The following is a 17,988-nucleotide window of genomic DNA, read 5'->3' on the forward strand; positions in this document are numbered from 1 at the left end:
AAAGAAGACACACAGAGATTTTTCTGCTCATTTAAAAACAGTTGAAAAAGAGGTGAATTTAGCTTCAATATTAATGAATTTGTATTCTTTTTAATTATCGTTCATTAATCCTTATCAAGATTATTAAATTCGTGAATTATGGGCTTGTTAAAGAATATTTAATTAATGTTCTAATATTATTTTTAATATAATTAAATTTGTAAAAAACTATTTATGATCTCATTTTTAGATTCAGATTTTACACAACTTAGTCTATATATTTCCAACTTAAAGCCGAGTTTACTATTATTTTTGGTGGATGAAAACACACACGAGCATTGTTTGCCAACAATTTTGGCCAATTTAGAAACCAAAGTTCAATTTGAAATTATTGAAATAGAATCTGGCGAGGAATTAAAAAACATTCAAACGGCGACACAACTTTGGGAAATTTTGGCTGAATTTAAAACAGATCGAAACGCATTAATGCTAAATATTGGTGGCGGTGTCATTACGGATTTAGGCGGTTTTGTGGCTTCAACTTACAAAAGAGGCATCAAATTCATCAATCTTCCGACGACGCTTTTGGGAATGTGTGATGCTTCAATTGGTGGAAAAACTGGGATTGATCTTGGCTTTTTAAAAAATATGGTCGGAACTTTTGCGCATGCTGAAAATATATTTGTGTGTACCAATTTTCTTAAAACTTTACCTTTCTCGGAACTTCGTAGTGGATTTGCGGAAATGCTTAAACACGGTTTAATTGCTGATGAAAAACATTGGCAAGATCTAATTTCGATAAAAGAATTATCGGCAGAATCGATTGCGCCATTTATTAAAAAATCGATGGAAATAAAAGAAAATGTAGTTGAAATTGATTTTAAAGAGCAAAATATCCGAAAAACTTTAAATTTCGGGCATACTTTCGGGCATGCTTTTGAAGGTTTATTTTTAGAGCAAAAGACTTTAATTCCGCACGGGGAAGCGGTTGCAATGGGAATGATTTGTGAAACTTATCTTTCATATTTAGAAGAATTTATTTCGAAAGAAAAATCAGAGGAAATCATTAAGCAAATCAAAAGGTTTTTTCCTTATCATAATATTTCAAATTTTAAAGATGAAGAAATCATCGAATTGATGAAAAACGATAAAAAAAATACATCTGGACAAATAAAATTTTCTCTATTGGAACGATTAGGAAAAGGAAATTTTGACATTAAAGTTTCGCAAGAAAATGTGGTGAAAACACTTCATTTTTATAGAAATTATACTTTTTAACATTTCATCTAAATTTAATTTTAATTTAGAATGATTCTAAATAATCCCCTAGAATTTATCCCAATTTCTTGATTAATAACAAATTAACTTTTTCAAAAAATTAATTAAACGTTTGTTTTAATTTAAAATTTAAACTCCTGTTTAATTGTGGCAAAGAATTTGAAATTATGCCCAAATCAAACTTCAAATAAAGAAAAAATGAAGTTTAATTTAAATTAAAAAAAGTTAACATTATGAAAAAGTTATTTTTAGGTGCAGCACTTGCATTAGGAACATTGACATTTGCGCAACAAATTGGTATTAAAGGTGGAATGAATGTTTCATCGCTTTCGAAAGATTCAAATTTAAGCGATCAGAATTCTAAAATTGGTTTTAATGCAGGTGTTTTTTTAAATGCGCCGATTTCTTCACAGTTTAGTATTCAACCGGAGGTTTTGTATAATGATTTGGGTTCAAAAATTACACAAAGTGAAGTGATTGCAGGAAACACTTACACAACTTCAAAATCTAGAAACTTAGGTTATATTTCTGTTCCTGTAATGTTTCAATACAACGCAACGCCACAATTCTATTTAGAAGCAGGACCACAAATGAGTTTTTTGGTTGATGCTAATGATAAGTTTAAAAGTTCTACAAATGGCAATACAAATAGCAGCACAATAGTTTCTCTAAACAAAAACAATTATAACACTTTCGATTTTGGTGTTGGGATTGGTGCCGGTTATTATTTCACCCCAAGTATTGGTATTACTGCGAGATATGTGGCTGGTGTTACAGATATTTACAAAAATAACTCTGGTGATTCTGTAAAAAATAATGTATTCCAAGTTGGATTGGCGTACAAATTCGGAAAATAATTTTCTGAAAAGTTTTAAGTAAAAAATTAAAATTCATTATTAAGCTGGGCTTTTTTGCTCGGCTTTTTTATTAAAAGATTGGGTGAAATTATTATTTATTCAAAAACAAGTTTCACTTAAAAAAATTCAACGAGATTTTTTTCGAAAAAAATAATTTTTATAATTAATTATTGTTGATTTTCTTAATTTCTTCTGAAGCGATTAACTTTTCAAATTTATTGTGTATGATGAGAATTGCAAGTCCAAATAATATGGCAACAACAATTAAGGCGTCATTAATAATTCCGCTTACTGAGAAGGATATTCTTATAAGAATAGTTGAAATAATAAAGCCCGAATTTCGAATAACTTTATGAAATTCATCTGTAAGAAAAAAAGAAAATAAAAGCAAAATGACATCTGCAATTATCAAAATATTAAAAAACTGTTCAAAGAAAATATTATTAATATTTTTAAAAGAAATAAAATTGGTGGCATTAGATTGAAAAACACCTATACTCCAACTTAAAAATGAATAAATTGCACTCATAAATAATATCGGAACTAAAGCAGTTGCAATCCATTTTTTAGCGTTAATAAATTTTGTAACACTTACATATCTGATTTTTTCTTTTTCATCTTTTCTATAAATTTTTGTTTTTTGTTTATGAAATAGATAGATTAAATAAAACAAAATAACCGATGCGACTAAATCGTAAGTAAATTGGTTGTCATTTTTAATGCTAAACCAATCCGCGGAGAGTGATAAATTTGAAAGATCTTTAAACAAACGCCTAATAATTATAAGCGTAATAATTTCATATTGTTTTGAAATATATGTGGAAGTAGATTTTGGCAGGTAGTAAATTAATAAATATACCTCATAAACTAATATAAAAGAAAATGGCGTATAAATCGCGGCAATAGGATTCTTTAATAGATTTGAGTGTTCATTAATGGAAATAATATTAAAATGAACCAAACCAATTATTGATAGGTGAATTATAAAACTCGCTAAAGCAATCCACAAGATGGCATGTTCACTTTTTTCTTTAGTTTTTTTGGAAAGTAATTTTTGATAAATCTTTTCAGAAAGTGTATTGATTTCCATATTAAATGTCTTTTCTAAAATAAAATTATACGATGTAAATAATCATTTTTACGTGAAAACATTAAATACATTTTTGTAATTGGGTGGTAAATAGAAACCAAAATTATTTCATTATGCTAAGTTAAATCTTTTTTGAGATAAAAAAATTTTCAATATCAAAAACAATAATAAAATTTGCTAGTTTTTAGAAATATCTTTTTTTAATTTTAAAAAAAGACAATTTCGCGCTTTATTTACTTTCAAAAGAAAAAGATATAACGAACTTCAGGTATGATATTCGAAATAGAAAATACTGGTATTGCTCTTAAAAAATAAGATTCAAAAGTCTTTTATGAATTTTCAATGCTTAATTTTAAATTGGCAAAAGCGTCGTTAATATTTTTAAAGATTTTGTTTTCCGATACTAAATCAGGAATTATATCTATGGATTTTAATTTATCCAGAGGTTGCTCTTGCAAATTAACGAATAAAACTTGCACGCCTCGTTGTTGTAAATCAAACACAATATCTTCTAAAATATATAGACCCGACTGATCTACGAAAGGAACCTCATCCATGCGAATAATTAATGCTCTAATATTGCTATCAATAGCGGCTACTTGATTTTTCAAATGAGCAGTAAATCCAAAAAATAGAGGGCCTTTTAAATGTTTTATGAGGATTTTGTCTTTATACTTATCGTAAAATGGCAATTCATCTTGCCAAGGTTTTTCGTCTTTTAAATTTTCAACTGTTTCTAAAAAAATTCCTGCTTCACCAAGATCGCTCGCCTTTTTCATAAATAAAATACAAGCCAGTGCTACTCCAATCCCAACAGCGTGAATCAAACTACCAAAAGTAGTTATCAATAACACTAAAACCAAGACCACCGCATCGGCTTTCGGTACGCGAAATAAGTGCTTTAAGCCTTTGATATCAATTATTTTAAATCCAATAGGAATCAATAATCCCGCTAATACAGAAAGCGGAATATAGGCTGCAAGCGATCCCAATCCTAAAAGAACAACTAATAAAAATAAGCCGTGTATAACACCAGAAATTCGTGTTTTGCCTCCAGCGTTGATATTAACGACGGTACCTTTTGTTGCGCCCGCACCTGGTATTCCACCAAAAAGAGCGGCTAGCATGTTACCAATGCCTTGCCCAATCAATTCTCGATTGCTATTGTGCCGTGTCTTTGTCATATTATCTGCAATCACAGACGTTAATAAAGAATCTATACTGCCTAAAACGGCGAGTACTGCGGCGTATTCTAAAATCAAGGTATAAGATTCTGGTGTAATATTGCTAAACATTTCGCCTATCTTCAAATTTGGAATGCCTGATGGAATTTCGCCAATAATAGGCACATCCCATCCTAAAAAGTAACTTGTAAGAGCAGCAATCACTAAAGCCACTAAAGCACTAGGAATCGCTTTAGTAATTAAGGGAAATAAATAGTAAATCAATACAGTTAAAACACCAAGCGCAAGTGCATAAATATTAAATTCAGCAAAAAGCCTGGGAACATCTTGAATTACTGCAAAAGTTGATTTAGCAGAAGTTAGCCCAAAAAAAGGAAATATTTGAAGAATTATAATAATTAGGCCTACTCCACTCATAAACCCAGATACAACAGAATAGGGAAAGTATTTTACATAACTCGCAATATTTATAAAGCCAAAAACAATTTGCAAAACGCCACCTAAAAGAAAACTTAAAAGAATGATTCCCATGGCTGATTCTAGACTTCCCGTAATGCTGATTGCTGCGGTAACTAAAGCGGCAGACACAACAGTCATTGGCCCTGTAGGCCCACTGGCTTGCGTTTCGGTGCCACCAAAAAGTGCGGCAAAAATCCCCACCATTATCGCGCCATAAAGACCTGCCGTGGCTCCCATTCCCGATTGTACACCAAAAGCAAGCGCTAGTGGTAACGCAACTACACCTGCAACTAAGCCGCCCGTGAAATCGCCTTTTATATTGCTAAAATCTAATAATTTTTTAGGCATAATTTTAATTGTTTGTTTAGGTTCTTAACTAGAAAAACTTCTTCAAATCCAAAAAATAAACATTTGAAAACGAAATTGAAAAATTAAAATTTATTCATTAATATTTCTGGCTTTAATTAAAATTTTTTAGGTTTAAAACTAAATTATCATATCAGAAAAAATATTTTGCAAACTTCTATGATTTTCGAAAATGACTATTTTCTGTTAAAGATAAAAATTTTCTCGAAATATAAACGTGCATTTACTGTAAAATTTGCAATCTTTCTAAACGCCTATTTTGCGGAAAACTAATTAATTTTAGACAGTTTTAGAGTCTGCATTAATCTGGTTTTTTTTCCATTAAATTTTTTTCATATTGAAATCCAAATCATAAATATTTGGTCAAAAAACATTGGTATAAATAAAAAAATCACCTGTTTAATTCTATTTCTACAGGCGGGCTAAAAATACAAAACCTTCATAAATCTCTAAAAACGTCGCACACGCTTGTAGAAATATCTATTTTGGCGAAGTTTCTTTTAAATTCGTTTTATCTATTTTTTTTAGAATAGCGCCATTCAATTTCCAAATAATAATGCTTGTAATTACTAAAATCCACCAATACAGATTCTGTTCAATTTTGTCATCTTTAATTTCATTATATTGATCTTGCGTAATATTTAAAATCTTATTATACTCTTCGATTTCCTTCGTTTTTAAATATTTTGGTTTTGATAATTTTTTATAGATTTTATTTTGTTCAGTTAGTAATTCTATTTTTTTTGACTGATTTTTATCAAAACCTGAAATTCTCACCAAAATTATATTCGCAAAAATTATAAAAAGAATTACCATAAAATATCTTAAAAATTTTAATGTTTTAATTTTATTCTGAATTAACATAGTTTTGTTATTAAAATTACTTTAAAAGATTGAACTCCTCCGGAGTTCCTTTTCAATATTATTCATTTTTTCTACACAGATAATGCTCCTACGGAGCATTTTTATTTTAGGGAAAATTCAAAGATAAAAAGGTATAACATATTAATCTAGGTTTAAAACAATTTTTAAAATGCGGCACTTTATCGATCTTTAAAATTATACTTTTGGTTAATAATTATTCCTCCTGAATCTTTGAAAGTTCCAAATGATCCACACCAATTTACTAAATCATTTGTGTTTTCAGAGTCCCAAAGAATTATTCTATACAAATTGCTGTGTTTTTCCATGCAAACAATAAAGCTTTGCGAAAATAAATTCACAAAGCTTTTTAAATATTAATTATTATTAGAATTATACATGTTTGGGTGAAAAACCGTCGTCATCCAATTCGTGAGGTGTATAATCTGCGTGCATTTCTTTTTCATAATCTATTTTATTTTCTTTTGAAAAACGATGAATCAGACCATCAAAAATGGAATAAACAACCGGAACGATTACCAAAGTTAAAAACAATGAGGAAATTAATCCACCAATTACCACCCAAGCCAAACCACTGTTCATTTCTGCGGCTGCACCTTTTGCAATCGCAATCGGAATCATCCCGAAAACCATCGCAATTGTCGTCATCAAAATAGGACGAAGCCGCGCATGATTTGCTTGTATCAAAGCACGGTAAGTCGATTCGCCTTCTTCTTTCCTATGGTTGGTAAAATCGACAATCATAATAGCGTTTTTGGCCACCAATCCAATTAACATTATCATCCCTAAAATGGTGAAAACGTTGATGGAATTATTGGTTAAAGCCAGCGCGATTAAAACTCCAATTAAGGCTAAAGGAATAGAAAATAAAACCACAAACGGATATACAAAACTGTTGTAAAGTGCCACCATTACAAGATAAACCAAAAGAATTGCAGCCGCTAAAGCGATTCCTAAAGTCCCGAATCCTTCAGATTGATTTTCTTTATCACCACTCCAAATCCAATTTACACCGGCTGGTTTTTTTAATTTTTCAAATTTTGCTTGCCATTCATCTGCAATTGTTCCCGATGGTTTACCAACTGACTGTGCTTCAATGGTTACAGAAGGAGATTTATCTCTTCTTTCTAAGAAACTTGGCCCGGATCCTTCTGTCACTGCGGCGAACTGTTCTAAACGGATTTGCTGTCCTACTTTATTAACAAAAATTAAATTTTTAACATCATTAATGGTAGAACGTCCTTTTTGGTTATACTGAATATTAATATCATATTCATTATCCCCTGCTCGGTATTTCCCGTCGGTATTTCCGCTAAAAGCAGTTTGCATGGTTAATCCTACAGTTTGTAAATTTAAACCTAACAAAGACATTTTATCTCGATCAACTTGAACGTTAATTTCTGGACTTCCGCCTTCAATGCTTAGTTTTACTTCTGCAGCACCAGGAATTGTTCTTAATTGTGCTTCTGCTTTTTTGGCATATTCTAAAGCACTTTTTAAATCTGAACCAGTAATAACCAAAGCCAAAGGTGCACGTTCTGCGCCTAAAAGTCCGATAGGAACAGTTTTTACTTTCGCCCCAATTAAAACATTTTCCAGAGCGCGTTTTAATTTTGCCGCCGCGATGAATGAATTATCTGCTCTTTTTGATTTATCTACTAAAATAACGTCAATTTCAGATTTATAAGCCGTTGCTTGTGCACCACCAAAACCGTCGCTCGTTTGCCCTACAGTTGTAATAATGCGCTCCACTTCTTTTTGAGAAGTTAGAAATTTTTCTGCTTTTTGAGTCATAAAATTTGATTGCTCAATAGAGGCATCTTTCGGTAATTCTATCTGAACTAAAAATTCACCTTTATCAATTTTAGCGAAAAATTCACCGCCAATAAAGCCACCGCCGAATAAACCGAAGATTGAACCAAAAAACAAAACAGTTACTAAAACCATTGTTATTATTTTATTTCTTCTTCTTTTTAAACACCATTTCAATAAACCTGAAACCCAGTGCGTGAACTCATCTAATCTTTTCTCAAAAGCCAAAATAAATCGTTGAAAAATATTTTTTCCTGTTAAAACTTCTAGTTTTCCAAATCTGGAAGAAAGCCAAGGAACAATAGTAAAAGATGAAAGCAATGACAATAATGTTGCAATAACAACCGTCACACAAAACTGCGAAATAATATTAGAAACCAAACCCGTACTAAGAGCAATCGGCAAAAATACAACCACAATCACAAGCGTAATCGCCATTACCGTAAAACCAATTTCGGAAGTTCCATCATAAGCCGCGCGGACTTTGTTTTTGCCCATTTCCATGTGCCTGTAAATATTTTCTAAAACAACAATCGCGTCATCTACTAAAATACCAACAACAAGTGAAAGCCCGAGTAAACTCATTAAATTTAAAGTATATCCCAAAAGATAAATCCCAATAAATGTGGCAATTAAAGATGCAGGAATGGAAACCATCACAATAAATGCATTACGAATACTGTGTAAAAACAGCAACATCACAAGTGCTACTAAAACCACTGCAATCAATAAATCATGTGTTACATTATCTGCGGCAGTTAACGTGAATAAAGTTGAATCATTTACAATATCGATTTTTACATTTTCTTTTTTATAATCGGTTTCAATTTTTTTAATTGCAGCGCGAACAAGTTCACTCACTTCCACAGCATTTGCGTCGGTTTGTTTTACCACTTGCAAAATAATCGCTGCTTTTTGATCGACTCTCGCAATTTTTTCTACATCTTTTTGTGCATCTTCTACAAAAGCAATATCGCCCAAACGAACTTGAGCGCCATTTTTTGTTTGCAGAACTAAATTATTTAATTCCTCAATACTTCTGTATTTCCCAGAAAGCCTAATAATTGTAGAATTGTCTCTAGTTTTTACATTTCCAGTTGGGAAATCAAGGTTGGAACTTAATATCGCTTGTTGAACTTCTGGAACTGATAATCCGTAACCTTCAATTTTCGATTGATCAAGATTTACTTTTATTTCACGTTCCTCTCCGCCAACTAATTTCACCTGCGCCACACCTTTTATTCGTGATAAAACGGGCTCAATTTTCTTATCCAAAAGATCGTAAAATTCTTTTTGGTTTAATGATGAAGTTGCACCTGCTGTAATAATTGGCAAATCGCTTAACGAAAACTTTAGCAAAGACGGTGGTTTTGCATCTTCAGGTAAATCTGCAAGAATTGCATTTATTTTTCTTTGGGCATCATTGATGGCGTAGTTAGTATCTGCACCTGCATTAAGCGTAACTGTAACCAAAGAAAGACTTTCAAAAGATTTTGATTCTACTTTTTTTACGTTTTCAAGCGAAGAAATGGCATCTTCGATTTTTTTTGTGACAGAATTTTCTACCTCACTTGGCGAAGCACCTGGATAAACCGTTGAAATTGTGATGGTATTAATATCAAATTTCGGTATCAACTCATAACCTAAACTTTTGTAACTAAATATTCCACCAATTGTGAGAATAGTAAAGAGCACAATAATTAAGGTTGGTCTTTTTATGGATATTTCTGCTAATTTCATATATCTATGATAATTTTTTATGGTCATATGTTATCGCCAATCTTAATCAATGATTGTTTATCATGTTTTGCAAGGGCGATTTCATATTTATTTTAAATAACTGAATAACATTTAGAATAAATAAAATCCTAAATTTTAAATTCTAATTTTATTTGGCAATTTGAATTTTGTCGCCATTTACAAGATTTATTTGTCCTGTTGTTACAATTTTTTGGTCTGGTTTTAAACCATCAATAATTTCAATTTGGTCGCCAAAAACTCTTCCTGTGGTTACTTTTGTGAGTGTAACTGTGTTGTCTTTATTTATCACAAAAACTTGTCCGCTACTTACGCCATCTACGAAGGCTTCTTTTGGCGCCACCAAAATTGCATGAGAAATACCTTTATCTTTAGAAGAAAAAACGGCCGTTCCATACATTCCTGCGCGCAATTTGTTTTGAGAATTATTTTCAATTTGAATTTCTACTGGGAAACTTAAAGAAGCATCTGCCAAAGGCGCAATAAATGTTATTTTTCCTTGAAAAGTATCTTCTGGAAAAACGCTGGCTTTCACTTCAACCGTTTCGCCTAACCTTAAATTGGCAACTTGCGATTCGTTCACGGTTACTTTTAATTTTAAACTAGAAACATTTACAATGTCAAACATTCTTGTTCCTGGTGCAACAACGCTTCCTGGCTCAATATATCTCACATTAACGACTCCATTTATAGTTGCTTTTACATTGGTATCGCCAACTCGGATGTTAGATTGTTCTAGTTGTGCTTTTGCATTTTTCAATTGCAAGCGAGAATTATCTAATTGTTGTTTCGTAACTCCGCCGGTTTTAAAAGCGTTTTCATAACGTTGGTTATCGATAATTGCATTTTGATAATTGGCTCTCGCTGTAGAATTATCAACTTCCAACTGGTCTTTTTTAATGGTTGCTAATGTTTGACCAACTCTCACATAACTTCCTTCATCAACAAAAACTTTTACAATTCTACCGCTAATTTCTGACGGAAAACTTAATTCTTGAAATGGTGCAAAAGTACCGTTAGAGGAATAATCTGTTGCAATATGTTCGTATTTTACAACCGCAGAATTCACCATAATTGCATCATTTGTTTGTGCAACAATTGCTGTTTGCTCCTTATTTTTTTCTTTATTTTTCATTAAAGTATAGGCGCCTGCAATAACTAAAATAATGGCGAGTGCCGAGTAAATAATTGGTCTTGCTTTTTTCATATGTAGATTTTTATTGTCTTTTAAGGTCATATGTTATCGCCTTAATTTTCATTTGTGTTGGTTTGCAAAATTGTAAATGGCGATTTCATATTTAAAAATATTTCTATTTAATTTCGTTTTTATTTGATATAATGTTTCAAGTCGCCTTGCGATTTATAATATTGAATTTCGGCAATTTTATAGTCTAAAACGGCGTTGGTGTAATTATTTTTGGCTTGTACTAATGAGTTTTCTGCATCAAGTAAATCCGTTAATGTCGCCAAACCATATTGATAATTACTTTTTGTATTGCTTAAAACTGATTCTGCTAAACTTACGTTTGCTTTTTGATTGTCAATGGCTGATAAACTATTAATAATCTGAGATTTAGCATTTTGATAATCTAAATCTAAAGCCAATTTTCTGTCCGCAATATCGGCGTCATTTTTCTCAATATCAATTTGCGCTTGCGCAACTTTGGCTTTCGTTGCAAAACCATTGAAAATAGGAATTCTAACACCTAAACTTATCGTAGAATAATCCGACCAAAACACACCGTTTGATCTGCCGTTGGTTAAAGGAAATTTATTGCCTTGTCCTTGCCAATTGTAGCCAGCGTTCAATGTTGCCGTTGGGTAATACTCTGCTTCGTCTGCTTTCTTTTGATATTCTAGCAACTCTTTTGTTTTCGTTAAAATTTTAATTTCAGTTCTATTATCTGTGGAAATAGTATCGTCTAATAGATGCGGTGTGATTTCCATATCGGCAGCCGCTACGGAAATAGGTGTGTGAATTGCCATTCCCATGTAGAATTTTAAAGCATTTTCTGCTTGGGTTACGGCATTTTTATTTTGAGTAATTAGCGTTTTAATATTTGTTAAATTAACATTAGTTCGGTCTAAATCAATTTTTTTAGCCAAACCATTATCATATAAACTTTTAATAATATTTCTTGCTTTTTCGGTACTGCTGTAACTATTTTCTAAAGTATTTAATTTTTCTTTAACTGTAAAAACTTGAAAATAAGCCGTAGAAACGCGTTCGATAATTTGCTCTTCGGTTAAACTTGCATTCAATTCATAAAATTCTTTAGTAGATTTTGCAGCTTTTAATCCAACAAAAACTTGTTGATTAAATAAAGCTTGAGTTAAATTTACACCTCCATTTGCTATCCATTTTTGCCCGAAAGGCACTAAAATAGTTGTTCCTGGAGCACCGAAAATTTCACCTGGCAAAGCGCTTTCTTGTAAAATCGGATTATAGTTTAAATTTGCTTGCCCGTTAATTTTTGGTAGCGCACCCGCTTTGGCTGCCATAATCTGGTAGTCTGAATTTTTAACATTTAACGACGCTTTTTTTGCATCTGCTTTATTTTGCAATGCAAACTCAATTGCTTCTTTTAAAGTAATGCTTTGCTGTGCATAGCCTTTAATGAAGGTTAATGCTAAAAAAATGATACAAATTAATTTATTCGACTTGGTCATTTTGTATTGTTTTAATTTTCTTTAATATTTTGATTGTCGATTTCAAACTCTTCTCTAAAACTCATTTTTTCTAAAATTTTTCTACCTTCTTCCGTCACAATTGCTTTTAGATAAAAGACAATGGTTTCTGTACAAAGGCATTTTTTATCATTAGATTCGTCTTCAAACAAAGGAGAACTATCGAAAGAAAGAAATAATTGCAAAATAAATTTAGTGTAAAGTTTCTCATCAAAATCCAATTTATATAAGCCTTGCTTTCTTCCCAATTCTATATTATTACAAAAAACCACCGTCATTTTTTCTTGGAGATTTATAATGTGGTCATGATAAATTTGCGGATAATATTTTATAAGTTGACGGATAAATAAATTTTTATTGGTTTGCGTGAATTTTTCAAATTCCTCATCACGCCACATCATTTTAGCAATTGCATTTTCTTCATTTTTTTCTGCAAGCGTCATACTATCTACGACTTTGTCTAAAACTGAGTTTAAAACTAATTGCAATAGATCTTCTTTATTAGAATAGTGTTGATAAAGTGTTTTCTTGGAAATAGCAAATTCTTTAGCGATGTCATCCATCGTTAAAGATTTAGCGCCATGTAAAAGAAATAATGGGGCTAATTTTTCTAGAAATTCAGTTTCATTTTCTAAAATCATTTTGCAAAACTACACAAAGAAAACTAAAAAACAAAAAAAGTTTCCTAGTTTTTACCTGTTTTATTTTTGCAGAATTAATTCAGAAAAAACTCGAATTTATTTACAGTATTGAATAAGGCCAAAGTTTCTTCGTTAATCGCGATATGCGTTTGTATTGAATGCATTTCTATATGCGAATCTTCTTGTTTATTTTTAATATAAAAATTTAACTTTTTATCGCCTTTTTTATTGATTAGAGATTTAAAAAATTCTATATCCTTTTTCCGTAGATCTTCTAAATTAACAACCACACTCATGCTTTTTGCGAATTTCTGCAAAGATTCTCGCAAATCTTCCACATCTGTAATATTCACGAATACACGCCCATCTGCAGCCAAAGAATATTTGAATTTAATAATCACAAAACGCTGCACATCTACTTTATCCCGAAGTCGCAAATAATCGCGGTCGCCTAAACGAAAACTTTGACTTCCTGTATAATCTTCCACGCTTAAAAACGCGATTTTTTCGCCGCTTCTCGGGCTGTCTTTTACTTCGTAAGAAGTGATTAAACCCGCAACTGTGAATTCTTTACTGCGATCGTTTAATTTTTTTCGTTCATTCCAATCCATTTTATTATCTACAAATAAATTTGGATTTAGATCCCCAAAAACCTGATTTTTATAAACTTCTACTTCATCTAAATTTAAAAAATTAAACGCACCTTTTGGCTCTACTTTTTTCAAAACTTCCTCTGCTATTTCTTCATCGTCTTCAACATTTTCTACCAAATCTAAAATTTCTGCATCGTCATTTTCATCTAAAATTTCAGATGGCAAAATCACGTTCTCAAGTTCGATTTCTTCTTTTTTCGTTTCTAAAATTTCTTTTCTGGAAAGCGCGCCCTGAATAAATTTAAACTGATATTGAAATTCATCCAGCGGATGCGCGGAAAGATAAAAACCTATAATTTCTTTTTCTTTATTAAGTTTGTGCATATTTTGCCATTCCGGTGCAGGGTTTATTTTTGGTCTTTCAATTTTCACTTCATCGGCAAAATCGGCAAAAAGCGAATTTTCAATTTCATTCTTACTGTCCTGAAAACTTTGGCCGTATTTTAAAAGAATTTCCAAATTTGTTCTTCCGGAATTATCGGTATCAAAATATTGTGCGCGGTGGTAAGAATCCACCTCATCAAATCCGCCACCCAAAACCAGACTTTCCACTACTCTTTTATTGATTTGTGATGAAGGAACGCGTTCAAAAAAATCATAAATATTTTTAAACTCGCCATTTTTTCTTTCCTTAACAATCGCTTCACTTGGACCTTCGCCAATTCCTTTAATAGCACCCAAACCGAAGCGAATTTGTCCTTTGTCATTCACCGCAAAATGAAAGGCAGATTCATTTACATCAGGCCCTAAAACATCAACACCAATATTTTTACAATCTTCCATGAAAAGTGTGATTTGCTTGGTATTATTAATGTTATTGCTCATCACACTTGCCATATATTCTGCGGGGAAATTGGCTTTTAAATACGCGGTGTGATAGGCAATTAAAGCATAACAAGTCGAGTGAGATTTGTTAAAAGCGTACTCTGCAAAGGCTTCCCAATCTTTCCAGATTTTATCTAATTTTTCTCTGTCCAGATTGTTTTTTTCACCGCCTTCGATGAATTTTGGATACATTTTATCCAGAACCGCTTTCTGTTTTTTACCCATCGCTTTCCGCAAAGTATCGGCTTCACCTTTGGTAAAATTGGCGAGTTTTTGGGACAAAAGCATTACCTGTTCCTGATAAACGGTGATGCCGTAAGTTTCGCTTAAAAATTCCTTGGTTTCTTCTAAATCGTAAACAACCTCTTCGGAACCATTTTTTCGGTTAATGAAATTTGGAATATATTTTATCGGTCCAGGTCGGTAAAGCGCGTTCATGGCTATTAAATCCTCGAATTTATCTGGCTTTAATTCGCGCATATATTTTTGCATTCCCGGACTTTCATATTGAAAAATACCGACGGTTTTTCCTTCTTTAAATAACTGAAAAGTTTTCGGGTCGTCCAAAGAAAGCGTGTCCAGATCAATTTCAATATTGTGTTTCTGCTTAATTAATGCAATAGCGTGTTTTAAAATCGTTAAAGTTCTTAAACCCAAAAAATCCATTTTCAGCAAACCTGCATCTTCCGCCACGGAATTATCAAACTGCGAAACCAAAATATCCGCATCTTTCGCCGCAATCGTAATCGGAACTAAATTTGAAATATCTTCAGGCGTGATAATCACACCACACGCATGAATTCCAGTGTTTCGGATGCAGCCTTCCATTTTTCTTGCTGCATCTAAAACGGCAAATCTATTATCAGATGAATTAGACAAAATGGTTTTCATTTCATCGGCTAAAACACGGTCTTCGGGACGTAATTTTTCGGGTTTACTTAGGGCTTTTCCAATGTTCATTCCGGGCGTTCCGGGAACTAATTTTGCAATATTATTGGTTTCAGAAATAGAAACATCCATTACTCTTCCTGCATCTTTTATGGCAGATTTTCCACCTAAAACTGAATAAGTGATAATTTGCGCCACCTGATTTTTACCGTATTTTTCCACCACCCATTTTATGATTTTATCACGGCCTTCATCATCAAAATCAATATCAATATCGGGCATTGAAATACGTTCTGGATTTAGAAAACGCTCAAAAAGTAAATCATATTTTATCGGATCTACATTGGTAATTCCCGTGCAATATGCCACAACAGAACCGGCGGCAGAACCACGACCTGGACCAACCCAAACGCCCATTTGGCGCGCCACTTCGCAAAAATCTTGAACAATGAGAAAATAACCGGGATAACCTGTATTTTCTACAACTTGAAGTTCAAAATCAATTCTTTCCTTTATTTTCTCTGTGATTTCACCGTATCTTTTTTTCGCGCCTTCATAAGTTAGATGCGTTAAATACGCCATTTCACCGCGTTTACCTGCATCTTCTAAATCTTTAGAATCTAAAAACTGTTCTGGAATTTCAAACTTTGGAAGCAGAACATCACGCTTTAAAGTATAAGGCGAAAATTTTTCTAAAAACTCTGTATAATTTTCAAAAGCATCCGGAAAATCCTGAAAATCTTTTTTTAATTCTTCTACATCTTTTATGTAGTAATTTTCACTTTTTAAACCTCGTCTTTTGCCAAAACCTTTTCCAATTTCAGTTGTTAATTTTTCGCCATCTTTGATACAATATAAAATATCCTGAATTTTAGAATCTTCTTTTTCGGTATAAAAAGTTTCATTTTGTGCTAAAATTTTAACCAGATAATCATCCGCAAACTGCAGTAAAATCTGGTTTAAATAATCTTCTTCCGGCAAATTATGGTTTTGAATTTGAACATAAAAATCATCGCCAAATTCATTTTTCCACCATTTGAATAATTCTTCACCTTTCTGTTCCCCAAAATTTAAAATTGTATCGGGAATATCGCCATTTAAACTTGAGGTTAATGCAATTAAATCTTCTTTGTACTCGGAAATCATTTCTCGACTAATTCTAGGAACGCCGAAATAAAAGCCATTAACAAAGCCTAAACTTGAAAGTTTTGTTAAGTTTTTATAACCGTTGAAATTTTTTGCCAAAAGCACCACGTTTGTTCTTCTATCCGGATCATCTTTGGTAAATTGCTTTTGCTCTGGCCGGTCTGAAATATAGAATTCACAACCTAAAATGGGAATTAATTTCTTTTTTAAATTATCTGAACTATTATTATTTTTGTCCTTCTGAGCCTGTCGAAGAATCTCGCTTTCGTCTAAATTTTCTAAAGTTTTATTGTATTTCTCAACTTCTGTCACAAATTTAAAAGCGCCCATTAAATTCCCCAAATCAACCAAACCTACCGCCGGAAAATTATTTTTTGAAGCCTTTGAAATTAAATCCTGAATGCTCGAAGAAGATTGCAAAGACGAATAAATACTGTGGTTGTGAAAATTAAAATAATCACCGATTTCTATTTCGTCCGTGTCACCAAAATCGACTTTATTTTTTCGGTTTTTATTGGCTGAAACCTGTCGGCGAATGACAATATCAAAGGGTTTTATCGGTGAAGAATGTTTGGATTGAAACTTCTGAAAAACCTCATCGCTAATTTTTAAATCTTCCGCTGAAATAATATTTAAGCGCATCATTTCAAAGAAAATCTGCGCAGTAGCATTTACATCTGCTGCGGCGTTGTGCGCTTCATCAAATTTATGCTGAAAAAGAATTTCAAATAATTCTTCCAGTTTTGGCGATTTCCATTTGCCGTTTTTACCACTTCCGAGTTTGCAATAATCTGTTCCCAAAATCATTGTGTCCGCAGATGGAATTTTCTCTAAAGGGTTTTCTAAATTTTTTCGTAAAAATTCGGCACCGACAATATTGTAATCAAAAATAATATTATGACCAACGCCAATTTTTGTTTTCTTTAAAACCTCGGTAAATTCTGCTAAAACATCTTGCAAATCTCGACCTTCTTCACGTGCCATTTTAGTAGAAATTCCGTGAATTCTTGTGGCATTAAACGGAATGTCAAAACCTTCAGGTTTAATAAGATAATCCTGATTTTCCAGCAAAGTTCCATCATCATCGTGCAACTGCCACGCAATCTGCACCATTCTCGGCCAGTTGTCTGAATCTGTGAGCGGTGCGTTGAAATTTTGAGGTAAACCAGTGGTTTCGGTATCGAAAACTAAATACATTTAAAGGAAGAATTTTTGTAAAATTAGTTTAAAATTAGCAGAAAAAAAAGTTGGATTTCAGAGGATAAATTGATTATCATTTGTAATTTAATCTAAATAAAACATTAATTAAAAGCAAATTTTTTTTCTATATTTGGAAATCGCTTAAAATTTTTTCTATCGGTATTAAAAATCTAAAGTGGAACTTTGATTCTCACTTTTTGAAATCTACCATATTTTTCTTTCTAACAGAAATAGAAAATTTCTTAAAAAGCAGGGTCGGACTATCCGAAACAGAGACCTTCT

General features: G+C 32.1%; 10 protein-coding genes. 2 read left to right on the forward strand and 8 right to left on the reverse strand.

From position 1 onward, the window contains the following. Positions 1-213 precede the first annotated feature (213 nt). Together aroB and C4S29_RS12640 are read left to right on the forward strand one after the other, a co-directional pair. Entirely contained in the window at positions 214-1,257 is a 1,044-nt protein-coding gene (gene aroB, locus C4S29_RS12635) for a 3-dehydroquinate synthase (RefSeq protein ID WP_103914465.1), read from the forward strand. Between the two features lie 233 nt (positions 1,258-1,490). After that, positions 1,491-2,114 carry a porin family protein gene (locus C4S29_RS12640; RefSeq protein WP_103914466.1) on the forward strand — a complete coding sequence of 208 codons (624 nt, stop codon included), beginning with the start codon at positions 1,491-1,493 and terminating at the stop codon, positions 2,112-2,114. A gap of 163 nt (positions 2,115-2,277) precedes the next feature. Here the strand turns inward: C4S29_RS12640 and C4S29_RS12645 are convergent, their stop codons facing one another. The 8 genes from C4S29_RS12645 to dnaE all read right to left on the reverse strand — a co-directional run bounded on the left by C4S29_RS12645 (position 2,278) and on the right by dnaE (position 17,703). Further along, the gene (locus C4S29_RS12645) at positions 2,278-3,204 is read right to left on the reverse strand and encodes a hypothetical protein (protein WP_103914467.1); all 927 of its coding nucleotides are present in this window, start codon (positions 3,202-3,204) and stop codon (positions 2,278-2,280) included. A gap of 329 nt (positions 3,205-3,533) precedes the next feature. Further along, the gene (locus C4S29_RS12650; RefSeq protein WP_103914468.1) at positions 3,534-5,195 is read right to left on the reverse strand and encodes a SulP family inorganic anion transporter; all 1,662 of its coding nucleotides are present in this window, start codon (positions 5,193-5,195) and stop codon (positions 3,534-3,536) included. Between the two features lie 498 nt (positions 5,196-5,693). Then, positions 5,694-6,029, reverse strand: coding sequence for a hypothetical protein (locus C4S29_RS12655; protein ID WP_146063324.1), 336 nt, complete (start codon positions 6,027-6,029; stop codon positions 5,694-5,696). A 438-nt stretch (positions 6,030-6,467) separates the two neighbouring features. Further along, positions 6,468-9,647 (reverse strand): efflux RND transporter permease subunit, encoded by a 3,180-nt coding sequence (locus C4S29_RS12660; protein ID WP_103914470.1) that lies wholly within the window; start codon positions 9,645-9,647, stop codon positions 6,468-6,470. 148 nt (positions 9,648-9,795) lie between these two features. Then, a complete protein-coding gene (locus C4S29_RS12665; RefSeq protein ID WP_103914655.1) occupies positions 9,796-10,872 on the reverse strand; it encodes an efflux RND transporter periplasmic adaptor subunit in 1,077 nt (358 codons plus the stop codon). A gap of 119 nt (positions 10,873-10,991) precedes the next feature. Beyond that, entirely contained in the window at positions 10,992-12,335 is a 1,344-nt protein-coding gene (locus tag C4S29_RS12670) for a TolC family protein (protein WP_103914471.1), read from the reverse strand. Between the two features lie 11 nt (positions 12,336-12,346). Further along, positions 12,347-12,994 (reverse strand): TetR/AcrR family transcriptional regulator, encoded by a 648-nt coding sequence (locus tag C4S29_RS12675; protein WP_103914472.1) that lies wholly within the window; start codon positions 12,992-12,994, stop codon positions 12,347-12,349. A 74-nt stretch (positions 12,995-13,068) separates the two neighbouring features. Beyond that, on the reverse strand, positions 13,069-17,703 hold the full coding sequence (gene dnaE / locus C4S29_RS12680) for a DNA polymerase III subunit alpha (protein WP_103914473.1): 4,635 nt from the start codon (positions 17,701-17,703) through the stop codon (positions 13,069-13,071). Between the last annotated feature and the right edge of the window lie 285 nt (positions 17,704-17,988).

Source organism: Halpernia humi (assembly GCF_900108025.1).
Classification (GTDB): domain Bacteria; phylum Bacteroidota; class Bacteroidia; order Flavobacteriales; family Weeksellaceae; genus Halpernia; species Halpernia humi.

Bases quoted from the DNA above. Each gene is read 5' to 3' on its own strand.
- C4S29_RS12640 (WP_103914466.1), top strand. From the start codon at position 1,491: ATGAAAAAGTTATTTTTAGGTGCAGCACTTGCATTAGGAACATTGACA.
- C4S29_RS12665 (WP_103914655.1), bottom strand. From the start codon at position 10,872: ATGAAAAAAGCAAGACCAATTATTTACTCGGCACTCGCCATTATTTTA.
- aroB (WP_103914465.1), top strand. From the start codon at position 214: ATGATCTCATTTTTAGATTCAGATTTTACACAACTTAGTCTATATATT.
- C4S29_RS12655 (WP_146063324.1), bottom strand. From the start codon at position 6,029: ATGGTAATTCTTTTTATAATTTTTGCGAATATAATTTTGGTGAGAATT.
- C4S29_RS12660 (WP_103914470.1), bottom strand. From the start codon at position 9,647: ATGAAATTAGCAGAAATATCCATAAAAAGACCAACCTTAATTATTGTG.
- dnaE (WP_103914473.1), bottom strand. From the start codon at position 17,703: ATGTATTTAGTTTTCGATACCGAAACCACTGGTTTACCTCAAAATTTC.
- C4S29_RS12650 (WP_103914468.1), bottom strand. From the start codon at position 5,195: ATGCCTAAAAAATTATTAGATTTTAGCAATATAAAAGGCGATTTCACG.
- C4S29_RS12675 (WP_103914472.1), bottom strand. From the start codon at position 12,994: ATGATTTTAGAAAATGAAACTGAATTTCTAGAAAAATTAGCCCCATTA.
- C4S29_RS12670 (WP_103914471.1), bottom strand. From the start codon at position 12,335: ATGACCAAGTCGAATAAATTAATTTGTATCATTTTTTTAGCATTAACC.
- C4S29_RS12645 (WP_103914467.1), bottom strand. From the start codon at position 3,204: ATGGAAATCAATACACTTTCTGAAAAGATTTATCAAAAATTACTTTCC.